The following is a 21,776-nucleotide window of genomic DNA, read 5'->3' on the forward strand; positions in this document are numbered from 1 at the left end:
ACAGAATACTTTATAATAATAATTTAGTGGATTAAAATTTGAACGATATTCCTGATAAAGGGGAAAAAAGAATGATACAGATTAACCCAAGAGAGGTTGCCGCTGAAGCTATGATGGAGATCATGGAGGAGGGCGCCTATAACAATATGGCATTACGTAGGCTGTTACGCCAAAACGGCGCAATGACGCCAAAGGACAGAGCCTTAGTAACGGAAATTGTAAACGGTTCCTTGCGGAATTTATATTATATTGACCATGTGATTCATCAATTTTCCAAGATCAAAACGGAAAAAATGAAGCCATGGGTTTTGGCAGTTTTGCGTACAGCGATATATCAAATGTATTTTATGAAAACGCCCGATTCTGCCGCCTGTAATGAGGCGGTGAAGCTGATTGCCGAAAGAGGCTTGGCGCCGCTAAAGGGCTTTGTAAACGGAGTTTTGCGTACGGCGGCACGGGAAAAAGACAGTATTCCTTTACCAAAGGAAGGAACAGTTGAGTTTTTGAGCATTCAGTATTCTCACCCCCTTTGGGTGATAAAAATGTGGCTTGCTTATTTTGGGTATGAAGAAACCCAAAAGCTTTGCCAAGCCAATAATTGTTCTCCCGATGTAACAATTCGGACGAATACTTTAAAAATAGAGAAAGCCTTGCTGAAGAAGGAATTGGAGAAAAGCGGGGCAATGGTAACGGAGGGAAGACTTGCGCCATTTGCCTTTCATTTAAAGAAAACCGCTGACATTGGCGGCTTAAAAACCTTTAAAGAGGGTTTGTTTCATGTTCAAGATGAAAGCTCACAGCTTGCCGTGGAGATTTTAAATCCCCAAAAAGGGGAAGACATCTTTGATCTTTGTGCCGCCCCCGGCGGAAAAAGCTTCACCATTGCAGAAAAAATGGAAAATAAGGGCAGGTTGATATGCGGCGACATTTATGAGCATAAAATGGATTTGATTTCCCAAGGGGCAGTGCGTTTGGGCATTACCATCATTGAGCCAAAGCAGCAGGATGCCACCGTATATAAAAAGGAATATGACAGCACTTTTGACCGTGTTTTGGTGGATGCGCCTTGCTCAGGTTTAGGCTTGATGGGGAAAAAACCGGACATACGTTTAAAGAAAAATGGCGATGAAATTGACTATTTGGTGCCTATTCAGCGTCAAATATTAGAAAATGGGGCAAGGTATGTGAAGCAGGGTGGAATTTTGGTTTACAGTACCTGTACTCTTTGCAAAAAGGAAAATGAAAAAAATATAGAGTGGTTTTTGAAAGACCATCCCGATTTTATCGGGGAGGATATAACAGAATTTCTGCCCCAGGAGCTTTGGCAGGAAACAGCTAAGAAGGGGTACATTACATTGTTACCCCATAAAAGCAATACGGATGGATTCTTTATTGCGAAACTAAAAAGAAAGGGATAAGTCATGGCGAAAACAGATTTAAAATCTATGAATTTAGAGGAAATACAGTTTTTTATGGCGGATTTGGGTGAACCAAAGTTTCGTGCAAAGCAGCTTTTTGAATGGATGCATAAAAAGCAGGTTTCCTCTTTTGACGAGATGACGAACCTTTCCAAAGGTCTGAGGGAAAAGCTTGGGCAAAACGCAACGCTTCGTGGTGTGGAAGGGGTACGCCGGCTGATATCTCAGATAGATGGAACAAGAAAATATCTTTTTGCTTTAGAGAATGATTCGGTAATAGAAAGCGTATTGATGAAATATGAGCATGGAAATACCGTTTGCATTTCAACCCAGGCGGGCTGCCGTATGGGCTGCCGTTTTTGCGCCTCTACCATAGATGGTGTGGAGCGAAATTTATCGGCAGGGGAAATGCTTTCTCAGGTTTATGAAATACAAAAGGATTGCGGCGAGCACATTAACGGCGTTGTTTTGATGGGCAGCGGCGAGCCTTTGGATAATTATGAAAATGTGGTGAAATTTCTTCGTTTAATCAATCACCCTGATGGACAAAACATGGGGCAAAGACACATTACCCTTTCCACCTGTGGGCTGATAGAAAAAATGTATCAGCTAGAGGAGGAGCATTTGCAAATTACCCTTGCGGTATCCTTGCATGCTCCCAATGATGAAATAAGAAAGCAAATTATGCCTGTGGCAAGGGCAAATCCTATGGATCGGCTGCTGGTTGCATGCTATGATTATACAGAAAAAACAAAGCGTCGTATTACCTTTGAATATGCAATGATGCAAGGGATTAACGATAGTGATGCTTGTGCAAAGGAACTGGCAACAAAGCTTCGAGAGATGCTTTGTCATGTAAACTTAATTCCCGTAAATGACGTAAAAGAGCGGGATTATACCAAAAGCTCTGCCGATAGAGTGAAACGATTTGCGGCCATTTTACAAGGAAACGGTGTTGAAACCACCATTCGCAGAAAATTAGGCAGCGATATTGATGCGGCTTGCGGACAGCTTAGACGCAGTCATCGAAAAGGAGAAAGAGAATAAAGGGAATTGTCTATATGAAATTTTCATATTATTTTAAGAAGGTTTCATTGGGATTGTTTTATGGATTTTCTACACCGAGGAGGTGGATTGTTTGAAAGCAGTTGGAATCAGTGATATTGGGAAGTGCAGAAAAAATAACGAGGATGCGTTTTATGTGCCTTCACCCACGGATGCCATTCAAAACCTGTATATAATTGCAGATGGCATGGGGGGCTGTAATGCGGGAGAGGTGGCGAGTCAATATGCCATTGACTCTTTTTTAGACTGTATTCGAAGGGAGCAGGATTCACACTGCCAAGAGGATATCCCCGACTTATTGGCCGAGGCTATGGCAGCATCGAACAAGGCGGTCTATGAAAAATCCAATTCTTCCAGAGAATATGCGGAGATGGGAACGACTTTAGTTGCCGCTGCCGTTCAGGATGGGAAAATTTTTGTGGCATATGTTGGGGATAGCCGAGCCTATTTGTATCGGAAAAAAGAATTGAATCCGCTGACTACGGATCATTCTTATGTAATGGAGTTGGTTCGGCTGGGTACCATAACCAAGGAGGAAGCGGCAAGCCATCCCAAAAGAAATATTATTACCCGTGCTGTGGGAATTAGAGATACCGTGGAAACAGATGCCGTTGTGGAAAGGACCATGAAGGGGGATATTTTGCTTCTTTGCACAGATGGCCTTTCCGGTATGCTGGCGGATAAGGAAATGGCTGATATCATTGGTAAGAGGATGTCCTTGGAAAAAAAAGCGCAGAAACTGGTGGAAATGGCCAACGAACGAGGCGGATATGATAATATTTCCTTGATTTTGGTTGATGTAGGAGGTAAGAACTAATGTTATTGAATCCCGGAACTATCCTTGGGGATAGATATGAGATTATAGAGAAAATTGGCTCCGGCGGAATGGCTATGGTTTATCGGGGCAAGGATAAAAAGCTGGATAGATACGTTACGGTTAAGGTTTTACGAGAGGAATTTGTTGGAGACGATGAATTTATTGAACGATTCCGTTCGGAAGCGTGTTCTGCGGCAAGGCTTTCCCATCCCAATATTGTTCGGGTTTATGACGTTGGAGAGGAGGGCGAAATTAGCTATATTGTCATGGAATATATTCATGGGGATACGTTAAAGCAGGCCATCAAGCAAAAGGCTCCCTTTGATTCACGCTCTACGTTGAATGTGTCAATTCAGATTGCATCCGCTCTGGCGCAAGCCCATAAGGCACATATTATACATAGGGATATCAAACCGCAAAATATTTTGGTTGGCACCGACGGCGTCATTAAGGTTACGGATTTTGGCATTGCACGAGCTGCAACGGCATCCACCATGACCACAACGGCTAATGCAGCGGGATCGGTACATTATTTTTCGCCGGAGCAGGCAAGAGGCGGCTATGTGGATGAAAAAAGTGATATTTATTCCCTGGGCATCACTATGTTTGAAATGATTACGGGGGTTTTGCCCTTTCAGGGGCATAATTCTGTTTCCATTGCATTAAAGCATATTAGCGAGGAATTGCCGGATATTAGGCAATATAATCCCAATTGTACCCCTGCGATTGAGGGCATTATCAAAAAAGCCACTATGAAAAAAGCGGACGAGCGATATACAACCATCGATCAAATGCTAACTGATTTGATTCACGCAAGAACAGATACGGCCGGCGGCTTTTTGCAGGCGCAAACGCCTGTGAAAAAAGAGGTGGAGGCCGCCCTTACTGCGGCAACCCTTGCAGGTACGTCGGTGAATGCAAATCCCGGTATGCGTCTTTCAAGAAGAGCGGCAGCAGCAGCTGAACTGCGTGAGATGCAAGAGCAGCAGCCCAAGGCAGAGGAAAGTACTTCTTCTATCGTTTTACCAAACAAAGAGGAAAAAGAGGAAATAGAAGAAGTCACAAAGGCGGCAGACCCAAAAGAGGTTGAATATATTAGACGAAACAAAAATGTCCTTTTGGAAAAATCGGGTGATGAGGAAAATTTACCGCAGCCGGTTAAGGAACCCATGGTAAGCTTTGAAAGATACAGTAAAAAGCTGCGTTTATCAAAAGATGACAATTATGAAGAAGAATATATGGAGGCGGAGACTGTGAAAACAAGTAAAAGGCCCCAAAAAATTCGCAGAAACCCCAGAAAAGAGGGGAGTTACGGAAATGAGCATGATCGTAATGCAGAGAAAAAGGTGATCATTGCTGCAATTGTTACTGCATTAATTATCATTGCAATCATTTCTGTGGTTGGCATGAAGCTTTTAAGCGGCGGTTTTGGCGGGTTTACTGCATCAGAAAAAAACATTGAAGTACCTACGTTTGTGGGCGTACCTCTAAGCGATGCCAAAGCAGCAGCAGAACAGATGGGCTTGGAATTGGTTGAAGAAGGCCAAGACTACAGCAGCTATTATGAGGAAGGCTACGTTATATATCAGTCTGTTGGGGATGGGGTTAAGGTATCCGCTGGAACAAAAATTGGGGTTAAAACAAGCCTTGGATTGACCTCTGAGGATATGCCCACTGTGGTAGGCAAAAAGGAAAATGAGGCCACAGAAAAAATTGTTTCTTTGGTGGGCACTTCTCCTAAAATAGAATACGAGTACAACGAAGACAAAGAGGTTGGTATTGTTTTGGAACAATCGCCAGCTGCCGGAACAAGCATTAATGCAAAGACCTCAATTACACTAACCATAAGTAAAGGCAAGGAGAATCAAAATGTTGCTGTACCTAACGTTATGGGATTTACCGAGGAAGCAGCCAGAAAGGATTTGACAGCAGTTGGCTTGGTGGTTGGAAGCGTCACAAAAGCGGAAAGTGCAACGGTGGCTGAAGGCAAGGTTATGACCCAGACATTAAGCGCAGGGCAGGAAGTGCCAAGTGGAAGCGTTGTAAATTTGGTAATCAGTGCCGGAAAAGCCGAAGGGAATGGTCCTTCACAAAATGAGGATAATAATACCGATAACAACGGCGGTAATACGGGTGGCAGTGGTAATAATGCAACAACAGGTGCAAAATCCTTTACAATTAGTGCACCAGCGGGGGTTGATGGAGATATTTATGTTCGCATTGTTAGAGATGATGCGGACGGACTTTTCCCGGTGGTGGATGAAACAAGAAATTCAACCCAATTCCCTTATACTGTAACCATCACTGGTAGAGGGAGTGGCACGGTAAGTTGCTATATTGAAGGAGAACTGCAATGGACACAAAACGTGAATTTTTCGGAATAAGGTGGCGGATATATGCTTGAAGGCGTAATTGTAAAAGGAATTGGCGGATTTTATTATATTGATACGGAAAGAGGCGTTTATGAAACGCGTGCCAGAGGGATTTTTCGAAAAGAAGGCATCCGTCCTACGGTAGGCGATCATGTAAGAATTTCTGTTTTGGATGAGGATAATAAAAAAGGCAGTTTGGATGAAATTTTGCCAAGAAGAAATGAGCTGATACGCCCAAAAGTCAGCAACGTTGATCAGGCGGTCATTGTTTTCGCTGCAAAAAGCCCGGATATGAATTTGGATTTGTTGGATCGCTTCTTGCTTCTTGCTGAGGAGCAGGAATTGGAAATCATCATTGTGATAAATAAAGTTGATAAGGACGAGGAACGCAAATACGAAGAAACAGCCCAAATGTATCGGCAAATTGGGTATTCTGTGTATTGTACCAGTGCGGAAATCGGCATTGATACAGAAGAACTAAAGCGGGCACTGGAAAATAAAATTTCCGTTTTTGCAGGCCCTTCGGGCGTAGGGAAAAGCAGCTTAATTAACGCAATTTCCCCGGGATTATCATTAAATACTGGGGAATTGAGTGAGAAAATACAACGGGGACGCCATACCACCAGACACGCAGAGCTAATTTGTTTTTGTGAAAACAGCTATATTGTAGATTCTCCTGGGTTTACATCTCTGTTTTTGAGCCACATTCCATCGGCAAAATTACAATACTATTTTAGAGAATTTGAGCCCTTTGTGCACAAATGCTACTATAATGGATGCGTACACATCAATGAGCCCGACTGCGCTGTGAAGGCGGAAATCGAAAGGGCAATCAACCCTGTCCGTTACGCGCGGTATGCAGCCTTATATCAAGAGCTGAAAAATGAAGAAGAAAGGAAAAAATAAAATGTCAATTTATCTTTCCCCGTCAATGCTTTCTATTGATTTTACAAAAATCGGTGAGCAGTTAGCAATGATCGAGCAGGCAGGCACGCCTTACATTCATCTGGATGTAATGGATGGCGTTTTTGTTCCAAATATTTCTTTTGGAATACCCGTAATTAAAGGAATTCGTAAGGCAAGCGGTATGGTTTTTGACACACACCTGATGATTGTGGAGCCCGAAAAATATGTTGAGGAGTTTCGGAAAGCAGGCGCTGATATTATCAACTTCCATCTGGAGGCAACGGAAGATCCTAAAAAAGTAATTGATAGGATACGAGCTACGGGTGCAAAGGTGGGCATTACCATAAAACCAAAAACCCCTGTTGAGGCGTTAAAGCCCTATTTAGCAGAGGTGGATATGGTGTTGGTTATGACGGTAGAGCCGGGCTTTGGCGGCCAAAAATTTATGGAGGATCAAATCCCCAAAATTCGTCAGCTGTCTGAGTGGAAAAAAGAGTTGAAACTTGGATATGATATTCAGGTGGATGGCGGTATCACCCAGGACAATGTTAGAATTGTTTTGGATGCAGGCGCAAATGTGATTGTTGCGGGTTCTGCCGTGTTTGGAAAAAATGATATCGGACAGGCCGCAAAGGGGTTCATGGATATCTTTAAGGAGTATGAGTAAGCATGAAAGCAGTTATTTTTGCAGGAGCCAAAATCACGGATTATGGATTTTGCCAAGAATATTTGGAGGGCGCTGAAATCATCATCTGCTGTGATGGTGGTTTGGAGCATACAAAAAAAATGGGGATAGTGCCTCATTACATTGTGGGGGATTTTGACTCTGTGAGCCAAGAGGTGTTGGAATATTACAAAGAAAAAAACATCCCGATTTTCCAATTTCCTGCAAGAAAAGATGAAACGGATATGCAGCTGGGGATTCAGCTGGCGCTGGAAAAAGGTGCAAAGGATTTGATTCTTTTTGGAGGGATAGGCTCTCGTTTTGACCATACCCTTGCCAATGCCCATTTGCTTTTGGGGCTGTTAAAAAAAGGAATTCGTACTAGACTGGTTGATGAAAACAACTGTGTTGAGTTAACGGATAAGCCAATTACCATACATGGCAAAAAAGGGGATTTTGTTTCAACAATACCCCTGTCTATGATGGTAAAAGGCATTACCCTTACGGGTTTTGAATATCCCTTAACGAACAGAGATCTTGCGTTAGATGATGATTTGCTTGCAGTTAGCAATGTGATGGCAAAGGAAGAAGCAACCATAGAGCTTAAGGAAGGGTATCTTTTTGTGATTCGTTCCAAAGACTAATATTTAAAAACAGAAAAAATATCGAATATTATTTTGTTTTTTCTTGCAAAACATTGACTTTTCTGCTAAAATATCAATGTTGTGTCACATAAGGCAGCAATGGAGGAGGTGCAGACATGGCTAAATGTGAAATTTGTGGTAAGGACCAGATTAAAGGTCATAGAATCAGCATTAACCGTAGTCAGGTTAGTAGACGTGCAAATAGAAAGTGGAAACCCAACGTAAAGAAAGTAAAAATCGTTGAGAACAACGGAAATGTGAAATCTATTTACGTTTGCACAAGATGCATGCGTGCGAATAAAGTTACTCGTGCAATCTAATTGACCCGAAAGTTCAAAAGCCTTTTTCCATATTTGGGGGAAAGGCTTTTTTTCGTTAGCGCATTGTTTGTTAGCATTGCCTGAAGCTAATGATCAGCCAGACTCCCGCACCAATAAATAGAACAGCCAGTATAGGAATGCAGTAGGGGAAAAGCACTGCCAGAAGCATGCCTATGCCTATAGAGACCAAAATAATGCCGCATAGCCGTTTTATATATGAATACTGCCATCTTCTGCGCATACGAACACCCCCCTCTAGTATTTTTATTCAGCAAGAGTCAATTTTGTACCTGGGCAAAAAAATTATACAATATATAAAAAGGTTCAAATAAAAGGTGACGTGTAAAATATTAATTGGTTTTGATGAGAAGCGGTAACAAAAAAAGATGATGTTTCAGAGCATAGACAAACCTTGGGCATTGGCTCTCCATTGCCCAAGATAGGGCAGACAGCAAAACAGGCTTTTAACATACTAAAGTGAGGAAGCCAAAGCCCTCAAAATTTTGAGTTGCCTTCAGTCTGGCTTAAATACATTATATGCTTTCAAAAGTATTCTAATGAATCAAGGGAGAAAACAGAATCTACAGGATAGGAAATTATTTAAAGTAATGCAAAATAGCAAATAAGGAATAGAAATAGAAATAGTACCATACGAGTTTAGTTGCTGAGGGAAAGGCGTATATTGCTTCTTTTCTTAGGCAAAACTTGTATTTTAGCAGCGAATACGCTATGATAAAAATATTGGTTATTTTTTGAAAGCAAAGGAGAAGGTTATGCTTGATATATGTTTGCTGGGAACAGGCGGAATGATGCCTATGCCCGGACGATTTTTAACGGCAATGCTGGCCAGATTGAACGGGCGGCTATTGATGATAGACTGCGGCGAAGGAACGCAGGTTACCATGAAAATGCTGGGGTGGGGCTTTAAGTCCATTGATGCTATATGTATTACTCATTTTCATGCGGATCATATTTCCGGATTACCGGGGCTTTTGCTTACCATTGGGAATGCGGGCAGAGAAGAACCGCTGACGCTTGTGGGGCCTCAGGGACTGGAATATGTTGTGGAGGGACTGTGCAGGATTTGCCCTGAATTGCCCTATCCCTTAAAATTTGTTGAAATTAATCATGATGCACCAAATCCCATTCATGTGGGGGAATTCTCTATTTCCTACTGTTTGGCGGAGCATATGGTTAGATGCTATGCTTATCGCATTGACGTACGTCGAAAGGGTAAGTTTGATGTAAAAAAAGCGGAAGCCTTGGGACTTCCCAAGCCATTGTGGGGACAGATACAAAAGGAAGGTACCGTGGAATATGGAGGAAATGTATACACCTCCCAAATGGTACTGGGGGATGCCAGACCCGGCATTGGTGTTGCTTATTGTACGGATTCCAGGCCTGTAGATAGATTGCGTAGCTTCATTGGAGGTGTGCAGCTTTTCATTTGCGAGGGCATGTATGGCGAGGATGAAAAAAAGCAAAAAGCAAGGGAAAACAAGCATATGTTGTTTTCGGAGGCGGCGCAGCTTGCAAAAGGCGGCGGCGTGGAGGAATTATGGTTAACTCACTTTAGCCCATCCTTGAATGAGCCTGAGCTTTTTTTGGAGGTTGCCCAAGCAATTTTCCCCAATACCTCTTTAGGAGAAGAAAGAAAAACAACAACCATTCTTTTTCCAAAAGAAGGATGATTTGGAGGACAAAAAATATGGAAGAAAAAAAAGATATTTATATACTGGCAATCGAAAGCTCTTGTGATGAAACGGCGGCGGCAGTTGTGAAAAACGGGCGAGAGGTGCTTTCCAATATTATTTCATCGCAGATTGCTTTGCATACCCTTTACGGTGGCGTTGTGCCGGAGATTGCCTCCAGAAAGCACATTGAGGCAATTGATGGCGTGATTATGCAGGCGTTGCAAGAGGCAGGCGTTACGTTAGAGGAAATTGATGCCATTGGTGTTACCTATGGCCCCGGTTTGGTGGGAGCATTGCTGGTTGGATTGGCAGAGGCAAAGGCCATTGCGTTTGCGGCAAACAAGCCGTTGATTGGCGTGCATCATATTGAGGGGCATATTTGTGCCAACTATATCGAAAATAAGGATTTTGAACCCCCCTATATGGCCTTGGTTGTTTCGGGAGGACATTCTCATTTGGTTTATGCCTCTGACTATGGGAAATATGAAATTTTGGGCAGAACGAGGGATGATGCCGCCGGAGAGGCTTATGATAAGGTTGCAAGAGTCATCGGTATGGGCTATCCCGGAGGGCCCAAGATTGATGCAGCGGCGAAAAAGGGAAATCCCACGGCAATAAAATTTCCCCGTGTATTTTTGGAGGAGAACAGCTATGATTTTAGCTTTAGTGGATTAAAATCAGCAGTTTTGAATTATGTGAACAAGCAAAAAATGATGGGAGCAGAAATTAATCCCTATGATATTGCAGCAAGCTTTCAGCAATCCGTTGTGGAGGTTTTGGTGGGAAAAACCATAAAAGCCGCCAAGGATCGAGGCGTGAACAAAATTGCCTTGGCGGGTGGCGTTGCTTCAAACAGCGCCCTTCGGGATGAAATGAAAGGGGCCTGTGAAAAAGAAGGGTTTCAGCTGAGTATTCCTTCCCCCATCCTTTGTACTGACAATGCAGCAATGATTGGATGCGCGGCATATTATGAATATTTGGCCGGGGTGCGCGATGGCTTGGATCTTAACGCAAACCCCAGTTTAAAATTAGGGGAACGATAAACAGGAGGTGAGACTTTGATTCGCAAGGCTTTGGATAAGGATTTAAATGAGGTTGAGGAAATCTACCACCAGGTTTTGGATTATGAGGCAGGGTCTGTCGGCTATACCAATTGGCAAAAGGACCTTTATCCCACAAAAGCAGATGCCAAAAAGGCATTGATGGAGGGTACACTTTTTGTGGGCGAGGATGAAACAGGCAGGCTTTACGGAAGTATAATTTTAAACCATCTTCAACCCAAGGAATATGGAAATATCCCATGGAAAATTGTGGTTGAGGACGATGAGGTTTTGGTGATCCATACCCTTTGCATCAGGCCTAATTGCAGCGGCAAGGGCTATGGTAGGGAGTTTGTCGCATTTGCACAAGCGTATGCCCAAAAACTAAAATGCAAAACCATAAGACTAGATACATATGAGGGGAATTTGCCTGCCATCCGTTTATATTCTCATTTAGGCTATCAACTGGCAGGAAAGTGTCTTTTTCACTTTCAGCATTTAATTTGGGAAACTTTGGTTTGTATGGAAAAGAAAGTGGAAAATTAACGAATTTTTAGAGTATTGCCTTATTGCAATGTGGTTTATCAGAAAACAAGGGATTTGCGTATGACTTATTATGTGCATTGAATAGGTTGTGGGTGTCCTGGGCTAGGCAATGAAAAACGTGAGGTTTTATTATAACTTAAAAACGGCATCTGCAGAAAAATTTGCGGAGGCCGTTTTTTGTATGCTATTTTTTTTTTGTTTAACTGATTCCCAAAAGAGAGAATAGCTCCATCAGATTATGAATTTCATAGGTCGGTTGAAAGGAGGTATTATTGATAAGATGGGCAGGATTGAACCAGCAGGTGTCAATGCCTGCACGAATACCTCCTTGGATATCGGAGGACAAAGAATCTCCAATAATCAAGGCGTGGCTTTTTTGAAAATCAGGAATACGTGCAAAGCAATAGTCGAAATATGCAACCATGGGTTTTTGAAAGCCCATTATTTCTGAAACAAAAACGGCTTCAAAATAAGTAGCAAGCCCAGAATCTATAAGACGTTTTTCTTGGGTGGAGGCAAGGCCGTTGGTCACAATATACAGCTTGTAGGTTTCAGAAAGCTTAGAAATTACCTCCAAGGCGTTTTCTATCAAATCAGCACCCTCGGACAAGGCTTGCCGATATGTTTTTTCCATCAAATTTCCATCGGCACTGATGGAGAATTGGGAAAAAGTATCGCCAAAGCGGTTTTCAAAAATTGTCTCACGAGGGATGCACCCATTTTCATAGCTTGCCCAGAGCGTTTGATTATGGGCAAGATACCATGCAAGGATTTCCTCGGTAAAAGGTATTCCAAAGGCATCAAAGCTTTTTTTTAGGGCTTTTTTTTCTGAGGTTGAAAAATCCAAAAGGGTGTGGTCAACATCGAACAATAAAAATTTCTTTTTCATTAGTGCATACCTCCATCTAAGGTTACAACCTGCCCGGTAAGATAGGAGGCACCTTCGTCGGCCAAAAAAAGTGCCAGCTTTGCCACTTCTTCGGGTGTTCCAAAGCGCATGAGTGGGATTTCATCGGTGAGGGCATTGCGTTCTTCTTCATCAAAGCAGGCGTTCATCTGGGTTTCAATGACACCGCAGGCGATGGCATTTACCCGAATTCCCGAAGGCCCAAGCTCCTTTGCCATTGCTTTTGTGAAGCTGTTGATGCCTCCTTTTGAAGCGGAATATACAGCCTCGCAGGAAGCCCCGATTTCACCCCACATAGAGGAAATATTAATAATAGCACCGCTTTTTCTTTGCACCATGGACGGTACAGCAAGGTGGGTGCAGTTAAAAACAGAGAACAGGTTTACCGCCATAAGCCTTTGCCATTCCTGGGGCGTGGTATCGGTAAACAGGCCGATATGAGCAATGCCTGCATTATTGACTAGAATATCAACGCTGCCAAAGGTTTTTTCTATGGTTTGGAACATTTTTTTGCAAGTATCATAATCCGAAACGTCACCAAGGAGGGCAAGTACGGGAATACGCGCGTCTTTCAGTGTTTTTTCCATCGCCCAAAGGGCCTCCTTGCTTTGAGATGCACTTAAAATGATGTTACAGCCTGCGTGGGCAAAAGCAAAAGCAATTGCCTGACCAATGCCCCTGGAGGAGCCGGTTATAAAAACGGTTTTACCCATTAAGCTCATAGTATCCCTGCCTTTTAATGTTTTCTATATTGTAGCGGAAAATTTTAAGAAATACAAGGCACAAAGCAGTTGGAATTTCAACTGGAATGCGGTATACTGTTTCTATTGACTTTTTGGTCAGAAAGGGTGGAAGTATGCTAGAAGCAATCAATCATAGAGAGTTGAAGTTCATAGAAATTTTATCTATCACTATGAATTTATTCATTAAGAATTTTAAGGAGATTATACTTGTCGTCGCTATGCTTTTTTTCCCAATCAGCATTTTAAATGCGATGATTATGGATAAGTTAAACAGTAGCACTTTGATTATAATGAAGCTTGTTGAAGCAGGCGGACTGATGCAGAGCTTCCCTGCAAACTCCCAGGTGTTTGTGACGTTTTTTGAAAATCATATATTGCAGATGATGGTGCTGTTAATATTGGAGCCTGTTGGCATTATTGCAATTGCAAGGATTATAAAAAGCTACTTATACAATGAGCCTATCCAAGTGCAACAGGCCATTGGCGAAGCAATGAATTGCATAGGGGCAATTATTATAACGGGAATTCCTTATGGAATTTTGGTTTTTCTCGCAAGCTTGTGTTTTATTTTTCCCGGGATATATCTTGGAATAGTTTGGATATTTTATATCTATGCCATTGGTTTAAGAGGGGTAAAGGGGTGGAATGCGCTTGCATACAGCAAAGAAATAACTAGAAGAAAATTTTGGAAAACTTTGCTATTTGCCATGGTATTTTCCTTTATCTCAGCGGGATGGGATTGGGCGTTTAGCACAGTTTTACTTATGGCACCCGAGAATATTGCAACAGATATTTTGTATTATACATTAGCTTATATTTCCGGTAGCTTTGCGTTTGTGGGAATGACAGTTTTATTCATGAACAGAGAGGCTTTTATACTGGAAAGAAGATACAATGCAACGGAATATGCAGCAGATAGTTCAGTTGATGGGGATAAAAATTAGTTAAGGTTAAGGCTTTTTCTTTTTAAGAATGAGAAAAGGCCTTTTTTCATACCAAAGGCTTCAAATGGGGACGATGTTTTTATGGGGCAATTTATATTAATTGGATTTTTTTAATGACAATGTGAATTAAGAAAAAAGGATTGAAATGGGACGAAAAATGTCCCGATTTGAAAAAATATTTTTAAAAAAGTCTAGGAAAAGAAAAAGGCCTCTGCTATAATGAATGAGATAATGTTTATATTTGAAAGAATGGTGGGCGAAAGATGTATTCGACAGAACAATCCTTTACACAAGAAGAAATGAAGTATTTAAAATTGCTGGCAAATCAGTATAAAAATATCAATAGCGCAGCAACAGAGGTAATGAACCTGAAAGCAATACTAAATTTGCCAAAGGGCACAGAACATTTTGTTTCCGATATTCACGGGGAAGCGGAGTCCTTTAGCCATGTTTTGAGAAATGCATCCGGGGTTATCAAAAACCATATTAGCGCAATTTTTGGCGCAAGCTTGTTGGAAAGTGAAAAGAAGGCATTGGCAACTTTAATTTACTATCCCGAAAAAAAGCTTGAAATGATGACGGAACAGGATGAGGATTTAAATGACTGGTATAAAATTACTTTACATAGGCTGGTTCGTATTTGCAAGGTGGTTTCTTCAAAATATACCCGCTCCAAGGTTAGAAAGGCACTGCCCAAGGAGTTTACCTATATTATCGAAGAATTGCTCCACGAAGACAGTATCAGCCGTGATAAGGAAATGTACTATAACGAAATCATTCGTACGATTATTGACTTAGATCAGGCGGATCGTTTCATTATTGCATTGGCTAACCTGATTCAAAGATTGGCCATTGATCAGCTTCACGTTATTGGGGATATTTATGACAGAGGTCCCAATGCGGCGGCAATTATGGATATTTTGGCGCAGTATCATTCGGTTGATATTCAGTGGGGGAACCACGATATTGCCTGGATGGGAGCGGCGGCAGGGTGTCAAGCTTTGATTTGTAATGTTTTGCGTATTCAAACAAGATATGCCAATTTGGATACCATTGAAGAGGATTATGGAATCAACCTGATTCCTTTGGCTACGTTTGCCATGGAAAAATACGCCAATGATCCTTGTACGCAGTTTGCCCCAAAAGGCACAGAGGAACTGAACGATAAGGATTTTAATATGATTGCCAAAATGCATAAGGCAATCTCTGTATTGCAATGGAAAATGGAGGCGCAAATTATTAAGCGTCACCCTGAGTTTAAAATGGAAAATCGTTTGCTGCTGGATAAAATTAATTTTGAAAAGGGAACGATTCAAATTGAAGGAAAAGAATATCAAATGAACGATATGAATTTTCCTACGATTGATGTTAAAGATCCTTATAAGCTCACCGCTGATGAGCAGTTTGTAATGGATAAGATAAAATCTTCTTTTATAAACAGTCAGAAGTTGCAGGAGCATACCCGTGTTCTTTACAGCAAGGGCAGTATGTATACGATTTTTAATTCCAACCTTTTGTTCCATGGTGGTATTCCCATGAATGAGGATGGAACAATAAAAACCGTACGTTTCCGCGGCAAGAAATATAGCGGAAAAGAATATTTGGATGAAGTGGAAAGAACGGTCCGAGAAGGCTACTTTAGCAAGCCCCATAGTGAAAACAAGCGTGAGTGTATGGATATCATCTGGTATTTATGGTGTGGCGAGGACTCTCCTTTATTTGGAAAGAAAAAGATGACAACCTTTGAGCGGTATTTTATTGACGATAAAACAACGCACAAGGAGGTTAGTAATCCGTACTATTCCTTACGAAACGAAGAAAGTGTTTGTAAAATGGTATTGTCAGCCTTTGGACTTGATCCCGATACTTCTCATATTATCAATGGACATGTACCAGTAAAGGTTTCTAAGGGGGAAAGCCCCATTAAAGCCAATGGAAGACTTTTTGTAATTGATGGAGGGTTTGCAAAGGCATATCAGAAGGTGACAGGCATTGCCGGATATACCTTGATTTATAACTCCCACGGACTGGTGTTGGTTTCTCATGAGCCGTTCGTTTCGAAAGAAGTGGCCATTGTCCAGGAAAAGGATATTCTCTCCTCAACCGTGGCGTTGCAGTACACCCAAGATCGTATTCGCGTAAGGGATACAGATATTGGCAAGAAGCTATTGGAAAGCATTGAAGAACTGGAAAAGTTGCTTTATACCTACAAAAATGGTTTGATTAAAGAACAATAAAAACGGAAAAGCCGCCAATCCTAAAAGGGAAAGGCGGCTTTGTGTTTTATTGGAGTAAAAAGGTTTTTTGCTGACCTCAAAAACCAGCGGAAGAAAGAGAACGATAGAAAAGGGAGATTAAGTACGGAAAAAAATTGTTTTCGTGAATTTATATGATATAATTACTAGTAGATATGATAAACTTTAAGGAGACAGTTTTATTTGATGGAGCTCTGTTGCGTAGTGAGCACAAAACGATGGAAGAGTTCCTGGAATTTCATGTGTCTTCTTTTATGGTATACTTAAGGATATAAGATATAATATAAATATTCTCTATGGATTGAATGAGGTATTAAAATGAACAAAAAAGCATTACGTACACTGGAGTATGACAAAATAATTGAAAAATTAGCAGGATTTGCGGTTTCACCTATGGCAAAGGAACGTGCCAGGGCGCTATACCCTCAAACGGCAATGAGTGACATTGCCCTTTGGCAGCAGGAAACAACGGAAGCCACGGATATGCTTTTGCGAAAGGGAACACCTTCCTTTGGCGGATTTCGGGAAATCAGACCGCAGTTAAAGCGTGCAAGCATGGCGGGCGTTCTGTCTATTTCTGAATTGATGGGCGTTGGGGAGTTTCTTTATGTATGCCGTAAAATTAAAAACTATGGGAAGCACGAAAATAAGGCGGAATCCTATGAGCGCATGGATGAATATTTTGAGCTGCTAGCGCCGTTACCTTCCTTGGAAAATGAAATCAGTCGTTGTATTCTTTCAGAAACGGAAATTTCCGATGATGCAAGCAGCGAGCTGAGAAATATCCGCAGGGAAATTAAGGCTTCCAATGAAAAGGTAAAGGATCATTTAAACGGTATCATTTCTTCCTCGGCATACAGAAATATGCTGCAGGATTTTGTGATAACCATCAGAAATGACCGCTACTGCGTTCCTGTAAGAAGTGAGTACAGAAACAGCTTTCCCGGTATGATTCATGATCAATCCAACACTGGGGCAACGCTGTTTATGGAGCCTTTAAGTGTTATACAGCTAAACAATAAAATTAAAGAGCTGCAAGCCCAGGAAAAAGAAGAAATTCGCAAAATTTTGGTAGAGCTATCCCTTTTGGTTACGGAAAACAGTGCAATTTTGGAGGCGGATTTGGAGCTTTTGACCCAAATGGATTTTATTTTTGCCAAGGGAGAGCTGTCCATTTCCATGGCAGGAACGCAGCCTTTATTTAACACCAAGGGATATGTTAATATTCAAAAAGCAAGGCATCCCTTACTGGAGGATAAGTCAGTTGTGCCCATTAATATTTACTTGGGGAAGGATTTTTCAACATTATTGATTACGGGGCCAAATACAGGTGGAAAGACAGTTGCCTTAAAAACCTTGGGCTTATTTTCCTTAATGGGACAGGCTGGGCTTCATATTCCTGCTTTTGATCACTCCCAATTAGCCATTTTTGATAACATATTTGCAGATATTGGGGATGAGCAAAGCATTGAGCAAAGTTTAAGCACCTTTTCTTCACATATGACGAATATTGTAAGGATTATGGAGGAGGTAACGGATGATTCTTTGGTTCTTTTTGACGAATTGGGCGCGGGTACCGATCCTACGGAGGGTGCCGCCCTTGCTATTGCCATAATTCAAGCATTAAAAGAAAGAAAAATTCGTACCGCAGTAACAACACATTACAGTGAACTGAAGGTTTATGCCCTTTCTACGGAAGGTGTGGAAAATGCCAGCTGTGAGTTTGACGTTGAAACCTTACGCCCAACCTACCGTTTGCTTATTGGTATTCCGGGAAAGAGTAATGCTTTTGCAATTTCAAAGCGGTTAGGCTTGCAGGATTATATTTTAGAGAGTGCAAAGGAATTCATTAGTCAAGATGAGGCAAGGTTTGAGGACGTTATTACAGATTTGGAAATCAGCAAAAAATCTGTGGTGTACGAGCAGGAACGTGCTGAGCAATATCGTAAGGAAGCAGAGAGCCTAAAGCTTGAGGTAGAGCTGCAAAAGGAAAAAACCAGAGAACAGAAGGAAAAAATATTGCAAAAGGCAAGGGAGGAAGCAAAGCTGATTTATGCCCAAGCGAAGGAAGAGGCTGACAGCATTATTAAGGAAATGAATCGTCAGGCCAAGGAAAAGGGAAACCAGCAAAAGCTGATTGAGAATAGAACAAAGCTAAAGGAAAAGCTTTCTTCTGTGCAAGAGGATTTTTTAAAGTCCAAGAAGGTTAAGCCGAACCATAAGGTGCCTGAAAAATTACAAGCGGGAGATAGGGTTTATGTGATTTCCTTTGATCAAAACGGAGTGGTGCTTTCGCCACCTGACAAGAACAAAGAAGTCATGGTGCAAATGGGGATGATGAAAGCCAAATTCCCGCTGGCAGAATTAATGCTGGATGACTCGCCCAAGGCAAAGGAAATGAAGCAAAAGCAAGCACCAGGTCGCACCAAGACTTCCAAGAGCCAATTTATTTCAGCGGAAATAGACTGCAGGGGGCAATTGGTGGAAGAGGCCATAGGAAACATAGATAAATATATTGACGATGCATATTTGTCGGGATTAAAGCAGATTGTGATTATTCACGGTAAGGGAACCGGTGCATTGCGCACAGCGGTACAAAGCTATCTTAAAACAAATCCTCATGTAATAAGCCAAAGACCGGGCGTGTACGGTGAGGGTGAAGCAGGGGTTACCGTTGTAGAGTTAAAGTAGTTCTTTCAGAGGGGGGATTTTCATGAGCGGGAAACAAAAAATTTTGGTTGTTGATGATGATAAGCATATTGCAGAGCTGATTTCTCTTTATTTGGAGAAGGAAGGCTATGATACCAAGGAGGCATTCGATGGCAAGGAGGCCGTTAAGAATGTGGCGGAGATCAAGCCGGATCTTGTCATTTTAGACTTGATGCTTCCTGGATTGGACGGGTACCAAGTTTGTACCGAAGTACGCAAATCAAGCAACGTACCCATTATTATGTTGACGGCAAAAGGAGAAACCTTTGATAAAGTGCTGGGGTTAGAGCTTGGGGCGGACGATTACATGGTGAAGCCCTTTGATACAAAGGAATTGGTAGCTAGGGTAAAGGCGGTTTTAAGGCGCTATGAGCCAAAGGAGCCTGGCGATTCTAATATATTAAGGTACCCTAATTTGGAAATCAATTTTTCCAACTACTCCGTCACCTACCATGGAAAAGGCTTGGAATTTCCGCCAAAAGAATTTGAACTTTTGTTTTATTTGGCAGAGCATCCCAACCGTGTTTTTACAAGAGAACAACTATTAGACCAAATTTGGGGCTATGAGTATGTTGGAGATACAAGAACCGTTGATGTGCATGTGAAGCGAATCAGAGAAAAGCTGAGCCAAGAGGACGAGTGGGGAATTTTAACCGTTTGGAGCGTTGGATACAAATTCGGACAAAAGTAAGAAGAATGAGAAAGAGCATTTTAGAGTGAAAAAGTCGGCTGTTACCAACAGCCGACTACATACAGCTAGAATTTTGAAACAAAATCTGTTTATTCTTGAGAATCCTTTTGCGTGTCATAGTTTTCCTGTGTTTGTGTGGATTCCTCAAGGGTTTTAACGTCGTTTTCTCTGACAGGATCATCAGAACCTTTTTCTTCAAGTACATTCATTTCATCAGCAATCTTTTTTTGCTCCAATGCTTCTTTTTTTGCATTTTGCTTACGGATATTTGTGATGCGCATCATAATGCAGAAAATGTAAAGGAAAAAAAGAAGGTAAAAAAAGCTATTCATATTCGACCAAGGCGTTCTGATTAAAATGAATATCCCAAGGAGCATTAAAATTATATCAGTGGTTGAGATTTTTCTTTTGTTAGGAGTTGGCCTTTGTTTTGTATTTTTATTCATGAAATTGTGAAACGGTTATACCGTTCGCTCCTTTCTACATAGCGTATACATATTATTATACCAGTTTTTTAGAATATTGGAAGTTTTTTATGTATTTTTGGAGGTAAAATCATGCGGAATAAATCAATTGTAAAAAAGCAAATGTTGCAATACATTGGTACCATTCTTATTTGTGTACTTGTATTAGGGGGCATTCTTTCACTGGTTTATACGCAGCATTATATGAAGGAAAAACGAAATGAGCTTATTCAACAGGGGCGGAATATCTCCGTTGCCTTTTCCAATGCTTACAGAACGGGGAATTTAAGTAATTTAAGCTATGAACTTCAGGTTTTGGAGGAGTATATGGGAGCCAAAATTTTAATGGTCAATTCAGATGGTGTTGTTGTTTTGGCATCACCGGGACTAGATGAAATGATGATTGGCCAGTCCTTTGCTTATCAGGAATTGGTTGAGGGGGTAAAGGATGGAAATATCGTTTCCATGGAGACCAAGGCCAAGGCGTTGTTTGACGTACCCACGTTGGTGGTTGGATATCCCCTTTCCGTTGGGCAGATGGTGGGCATTTTTATGTGCCGCCCTATGCCGGAGATGGAGCAATCTCTGTATCAAATGTATCAAATGGGCATTGTCAGTATTTTTGTTGTGTTTCTCTTTGCCGTTGTAGCCAGTTATTTGACCTCAAAAAAAATGACGCGCCCTATTAAACAGATGAATGAAGCAGCGAAGGTAATTGCCAGTGGAAATTTTGAGCATAGAGTAGAAATTATTAGCAATGATGAATTTGGCGAGCTGGCCAAGAGCTTCAATCATATGGCGGAAAGCTTGCAAAATAACGATAAAACACGACGGGATTTTATTGCCAACGTATCCCACGATTTACGCTCGCCGCTAACCTCAATGCAAGGGTTCTTGACGGCAATGCTGGATGGAACAGTGCCCACGGAAAAGCAGGCAAAATACTTACAAATTGTTTTGGAGGAAACCATGCGCCTTTCAAGATTAACGGAGGGAATTGTTGATTTAAGCCGAGCGGAAAGCAGCAAAATTATTTTGGAGGAATCGGATTTTGATCTTAACGGGCTGATACGAGATAATATTATTTTGCTTGAGCCCCAGTTGAATGATAAAAATGCCGTAATAAAAGCAATTTATGCGGATCAAATTACAATGGTTCATGGAGATAAGGACAAAATTTCTCGTGTTATTCAAAATTTATTGAGCAATGCGGTGAAATTTTCCCCTGTGGATGGGCTGATAGAAGTGGAAACTACAAAAACCGAACGAAAAAAAGTACTGGTTTCCATTCAGGATCATGGTATTGGCATTAGCCAAGAGGATCAAAAATATATTTTTGATCGGTTTTATAAGGCGGACAGAACCCGCAATGAAGATATGCATGGAAGCGGAATAGGCCTTGCAATTGTAAGAGAATTTCTGCAAGCGCATAATGAAGGAATTACGGTAAAGAGCGTGGAAGGGGAAGGCAGTACCTTTGTGTTTTCATTGAAGCTGGCAGAGGAATAAAAAAAACAGTGTCAAATGTAGTCATCTACAATGGACACTGTTTTTTTATTTGTATCGTTATTTAACAA

19 protein-coding genes are annotated in these 21,776 nt (G+C 41.5%); 16 read left to right on the plus strand and 3 right to left on the minus strand.

Annotation, left to right across the window (positions count from 1 at the left end; all coding sequences use genetic code 11):
- The first annotated feature begins 71 nt into the window (after positions 1-71).
- From rsmB to CLNEO_RS14650, 11 genes are all read left to right on the plus strand, one after another.
- Entirely contained in the window at positions 72-1,418 is a 1,347-nt protein-coding gene (gene rsmB / locus CLNEO_RS14600; protein WP_066090839.1) for a 16S rRNA (cytosine(967)-C(5))-methyltransferase RsmB, read from the plus strand.
- A 3-nt stretch (positions 1,419-1,421) separates the two neighbouring features.
- On the plus strand, positions 1,422-2,465 hold the full coding sequence (gene rlmN, locus CLNEO_RS14605; RefSeq protein WP_066090842.1) for a 23S rRNA (adenine(2503)-C(2))-methyltransferase RlmN: 1,044 nt from the start codon (positions 1,422-1,424) through the stop codon (positions 2,463-2,465).
- Between the two features lie 91 nt (positions 2,466-2,556).
- Positions 2,557-3,300: a Stp1/IreP family PP2C-type Ser/Thr phosphatase gene (locus CLNEO_RS14610; RefSeq protein WP_066090845.1), complete on the plus strand. Its 744-nt coding sequence runs from the start codon at positions 2,557-2,559 to the stop codon at positions 3,298-3,300.
- Entirely contained in the window at positions 3,300-5,684 is a 2,385-nt protein-coding gene (locus CLNEO_RS14615; RefSeq protein WP_066090848.1) for a protein kinase domain-containing protein, read from the plus strand. Before CLNEO_RS14610 ends, CLNEO_RS14615 begins: the two co-directional genes overlap by 1 nt.
- Positions 5,685-5,696: 12 nt before the next feature.
- On the plus strand, positions 5,697-6,578 hold the full coding sequence (rsgA, locus tag CLNEO_RS14620; protein WP_066090852.1) for a ribosome small subunit-dependent GTPase A: 882 nt from the start codon (positions 5,697-5,699) through the stop codon (positions 6,576-6,578).
- 1 nt (position 6,579) lies between these two features.
- Complete coding sequence (gene rpe, locus CLNEO_RS14625; RefSeq protein ID WP_066090913.1) at positions 6,580-7,245, plus strand: ribulose-phosphate 3-epimerase; 666 nt, start codon at positions 6,580-6,582, stop codon at positions 7,243-7,245.
- Between the two features lie 2 nt (positions 7,246-7,247).
- Positions 7,248-7,886 (plus strand): thiamine diphosphokinase, encoded by a 639-nt coding sequence (locus tag CLNEO_RS14630; protein ID WP_066090857.1) that lies wholly within the window; start codon positions 7,248-7,250, stop codon positions 7,884-7,886.
- 116 nt (positions 7,887-8,002) lie between these two features.
- Positions 8,003-8,206, plus strand: coding sequence for a 50S ribosomal protein L28 (rpmB, locus tag CLNEO_RS14635; protein WP_066090860.1), 204 nt, complete (start codon positions 8,003-8,005; stop codon positions 8,204-8,206).
- Positions 8,207-8,979: 773 nt separating this feature from the next.
- A complete protein-coding gene (locus CLNEO_RS14640) occupies positions 8,980-9,897 on the plus strand; it encodes a ribonuclease Z (protein ID WP_066090863.1) in 918 nt (305 codons plus the stop codon).
- A gap of 17 nt (positions 9,898-9,914) precedes the next feature.
- Entirely contained in the window at positions 9,915-10,943 is a 1,029-nt protein-coding gene (gene tsaD / locus CLNEO_RS14645; protein WP_066090866.1) for a tRNA (adenosine(37)-N6)-threonylcarbamoyltransferase complex transferase subunit TsaD, read from the plus strand.
- Between the two features lie 15 nt (positions 10,944-10,958).
- Positions 10,959-11,486, plus strand: a complete 528-nt coding sequence (locus tag CLNEO_RS14650; RefSeq protein ID WP_066090869.1) for a GNAT family N-acetyltransferase — start codon at positions 10,959-10,961, stop codon at positions 11,484-11,486.
- Between the two features lie 199 nt (positions 11,487-11,685).
- Here the strand turns inward: CLNEO_RS14650 and CLNEO_RS14655 are convergent, their stop codons facing one another.
- Together CLNEO_RS14655 and ymfI are read right to left on the minus strand one after the other, a co-directional pair.
- Positions 11,686-12,375, minus strand: coding sequence for a YjjG family noncanonical pyrimidine nucleotidase (locus tag CLNEO_RS14655; protein WP_066090873.1), 690 nt, complete (start codon positions 12,373-12,375; stop codon positions 11,686-11,688).
- A complete protein-coding gene (ymfI, locus tag CLNEO_RS14660; RefSeq protein ID WP_201032952.1) occupies positions 12,375-13,106 on the minus strand; it encodes an elongation factor P 5-aminopentanone reductase in 732 nt (243 codons plus the stop codon). The genes CLNEO_RS14655 and ymfI overlap by 1 nt, the downstream gene beginning before the upstream one ends.
- Before the next feature lie 143 nt (positions 13,107-13,249).
- Between ymfI and CLNEO_RS14665 the strand changes: the two genes are divergently transcribed.
- The 4 genes from CLNEO_RS14665 to CLNEO_RS14680 all read left to right on the plus strand — a co-directional run bounded on the left by CLNEO_RS14665 (position 13,250) and on the right by CLNEO_RS14680 (position 19,735).
- Complete coding sequence (locus CLNEO_RS14665; protein ID WP_162266485.1) at positions 13,250-14,080, plus strand: hypothetical protein; 831 nt, start codon at positions 13,250-13,252, stop codon at positions 14,078-14,080.
- A gap of 263 nt (positions 14,081-14,343) precedes the next feature.
- Positions 14,344-16,317: a fructose-bisphosphatase class III gene (locus CLNEO_RS14670; RefSeq protein ID WP_066090880.1), complete on the plus strand. Its 1,974-nt coding sequence runs from the start codon at positions 14,344-14,346 to the stop codon at positions 16,315-16,317.
- A 336-nt stretch (positions 16,318-16,653) separates the two neighbouring features.
- Positions 16,654-19,026, plus strand: a complete 2,373-nt coding sequence (locus CLNEO_RS14675) for an endonuclease MutS2 (RefSeq protein ID WP_066090883.1) — start codon at positions 16,654-16,656, stop codon at positions 19,024-19,026.
- A gap of 22 nt (positions 19,027-19,048) precedes the next feature.
- Positions 19,049-19,735: a response regulator transcription factor gene (locus CLNEO_RS14680; RefSeq protein ID WP_066090886.1), complete on the plus strand. Its 687-nt coding sequence runs from the start codon at positions 19,049-19,051 to the stop codon at positions 19,733-19,735.
- Between the two features lie 89 nt (positions 19,736-19,824).
- Here the strand turns inward: CLNEO_RS14680 and CLNEO_RS16005 are convergent, their stop codons facing one another.
- On the minus strand, positions 19,825-20,067 hold the full coding sequence (locus CLNEO_RS16005) for a hypothetical protein (protein ID WP_162266486.1): 243 nt from the start codon (positions 20,065-20,067) through the stop codon (positions 19,825-19,827).
- Between the two features lie 225 nt (positions 20,068-20,292).
- Here CLNEO_RS16005 and CLNEO_RS14690 point away from each other — a divergent pair, with 225 nt between their 5' ends.
- Positions 20,293-21,708 (plus strand): sensor histidine kinase, encoded by a 1,416-nt coding sequence (locus CLNEO_RS14690; protein WP_066090890.1) that lies wholly within the window; start codon positions 20,293-20,295, stop codon positions 21,706-21,708.
- Positions 21,709-21,776 lie beyond the last annotated feature (68 nt).

The sequence above is a fragment of the Anaerotignum neopropionicum genome, assembly GCF_001571775.1.
Taxonomy (GTDB): Bacteria; Bacillota; Clostridia; order Lachnospirales; family Anaerotignaceae; genus Chakrabartyella; species Chakrabartyella neopropionicum.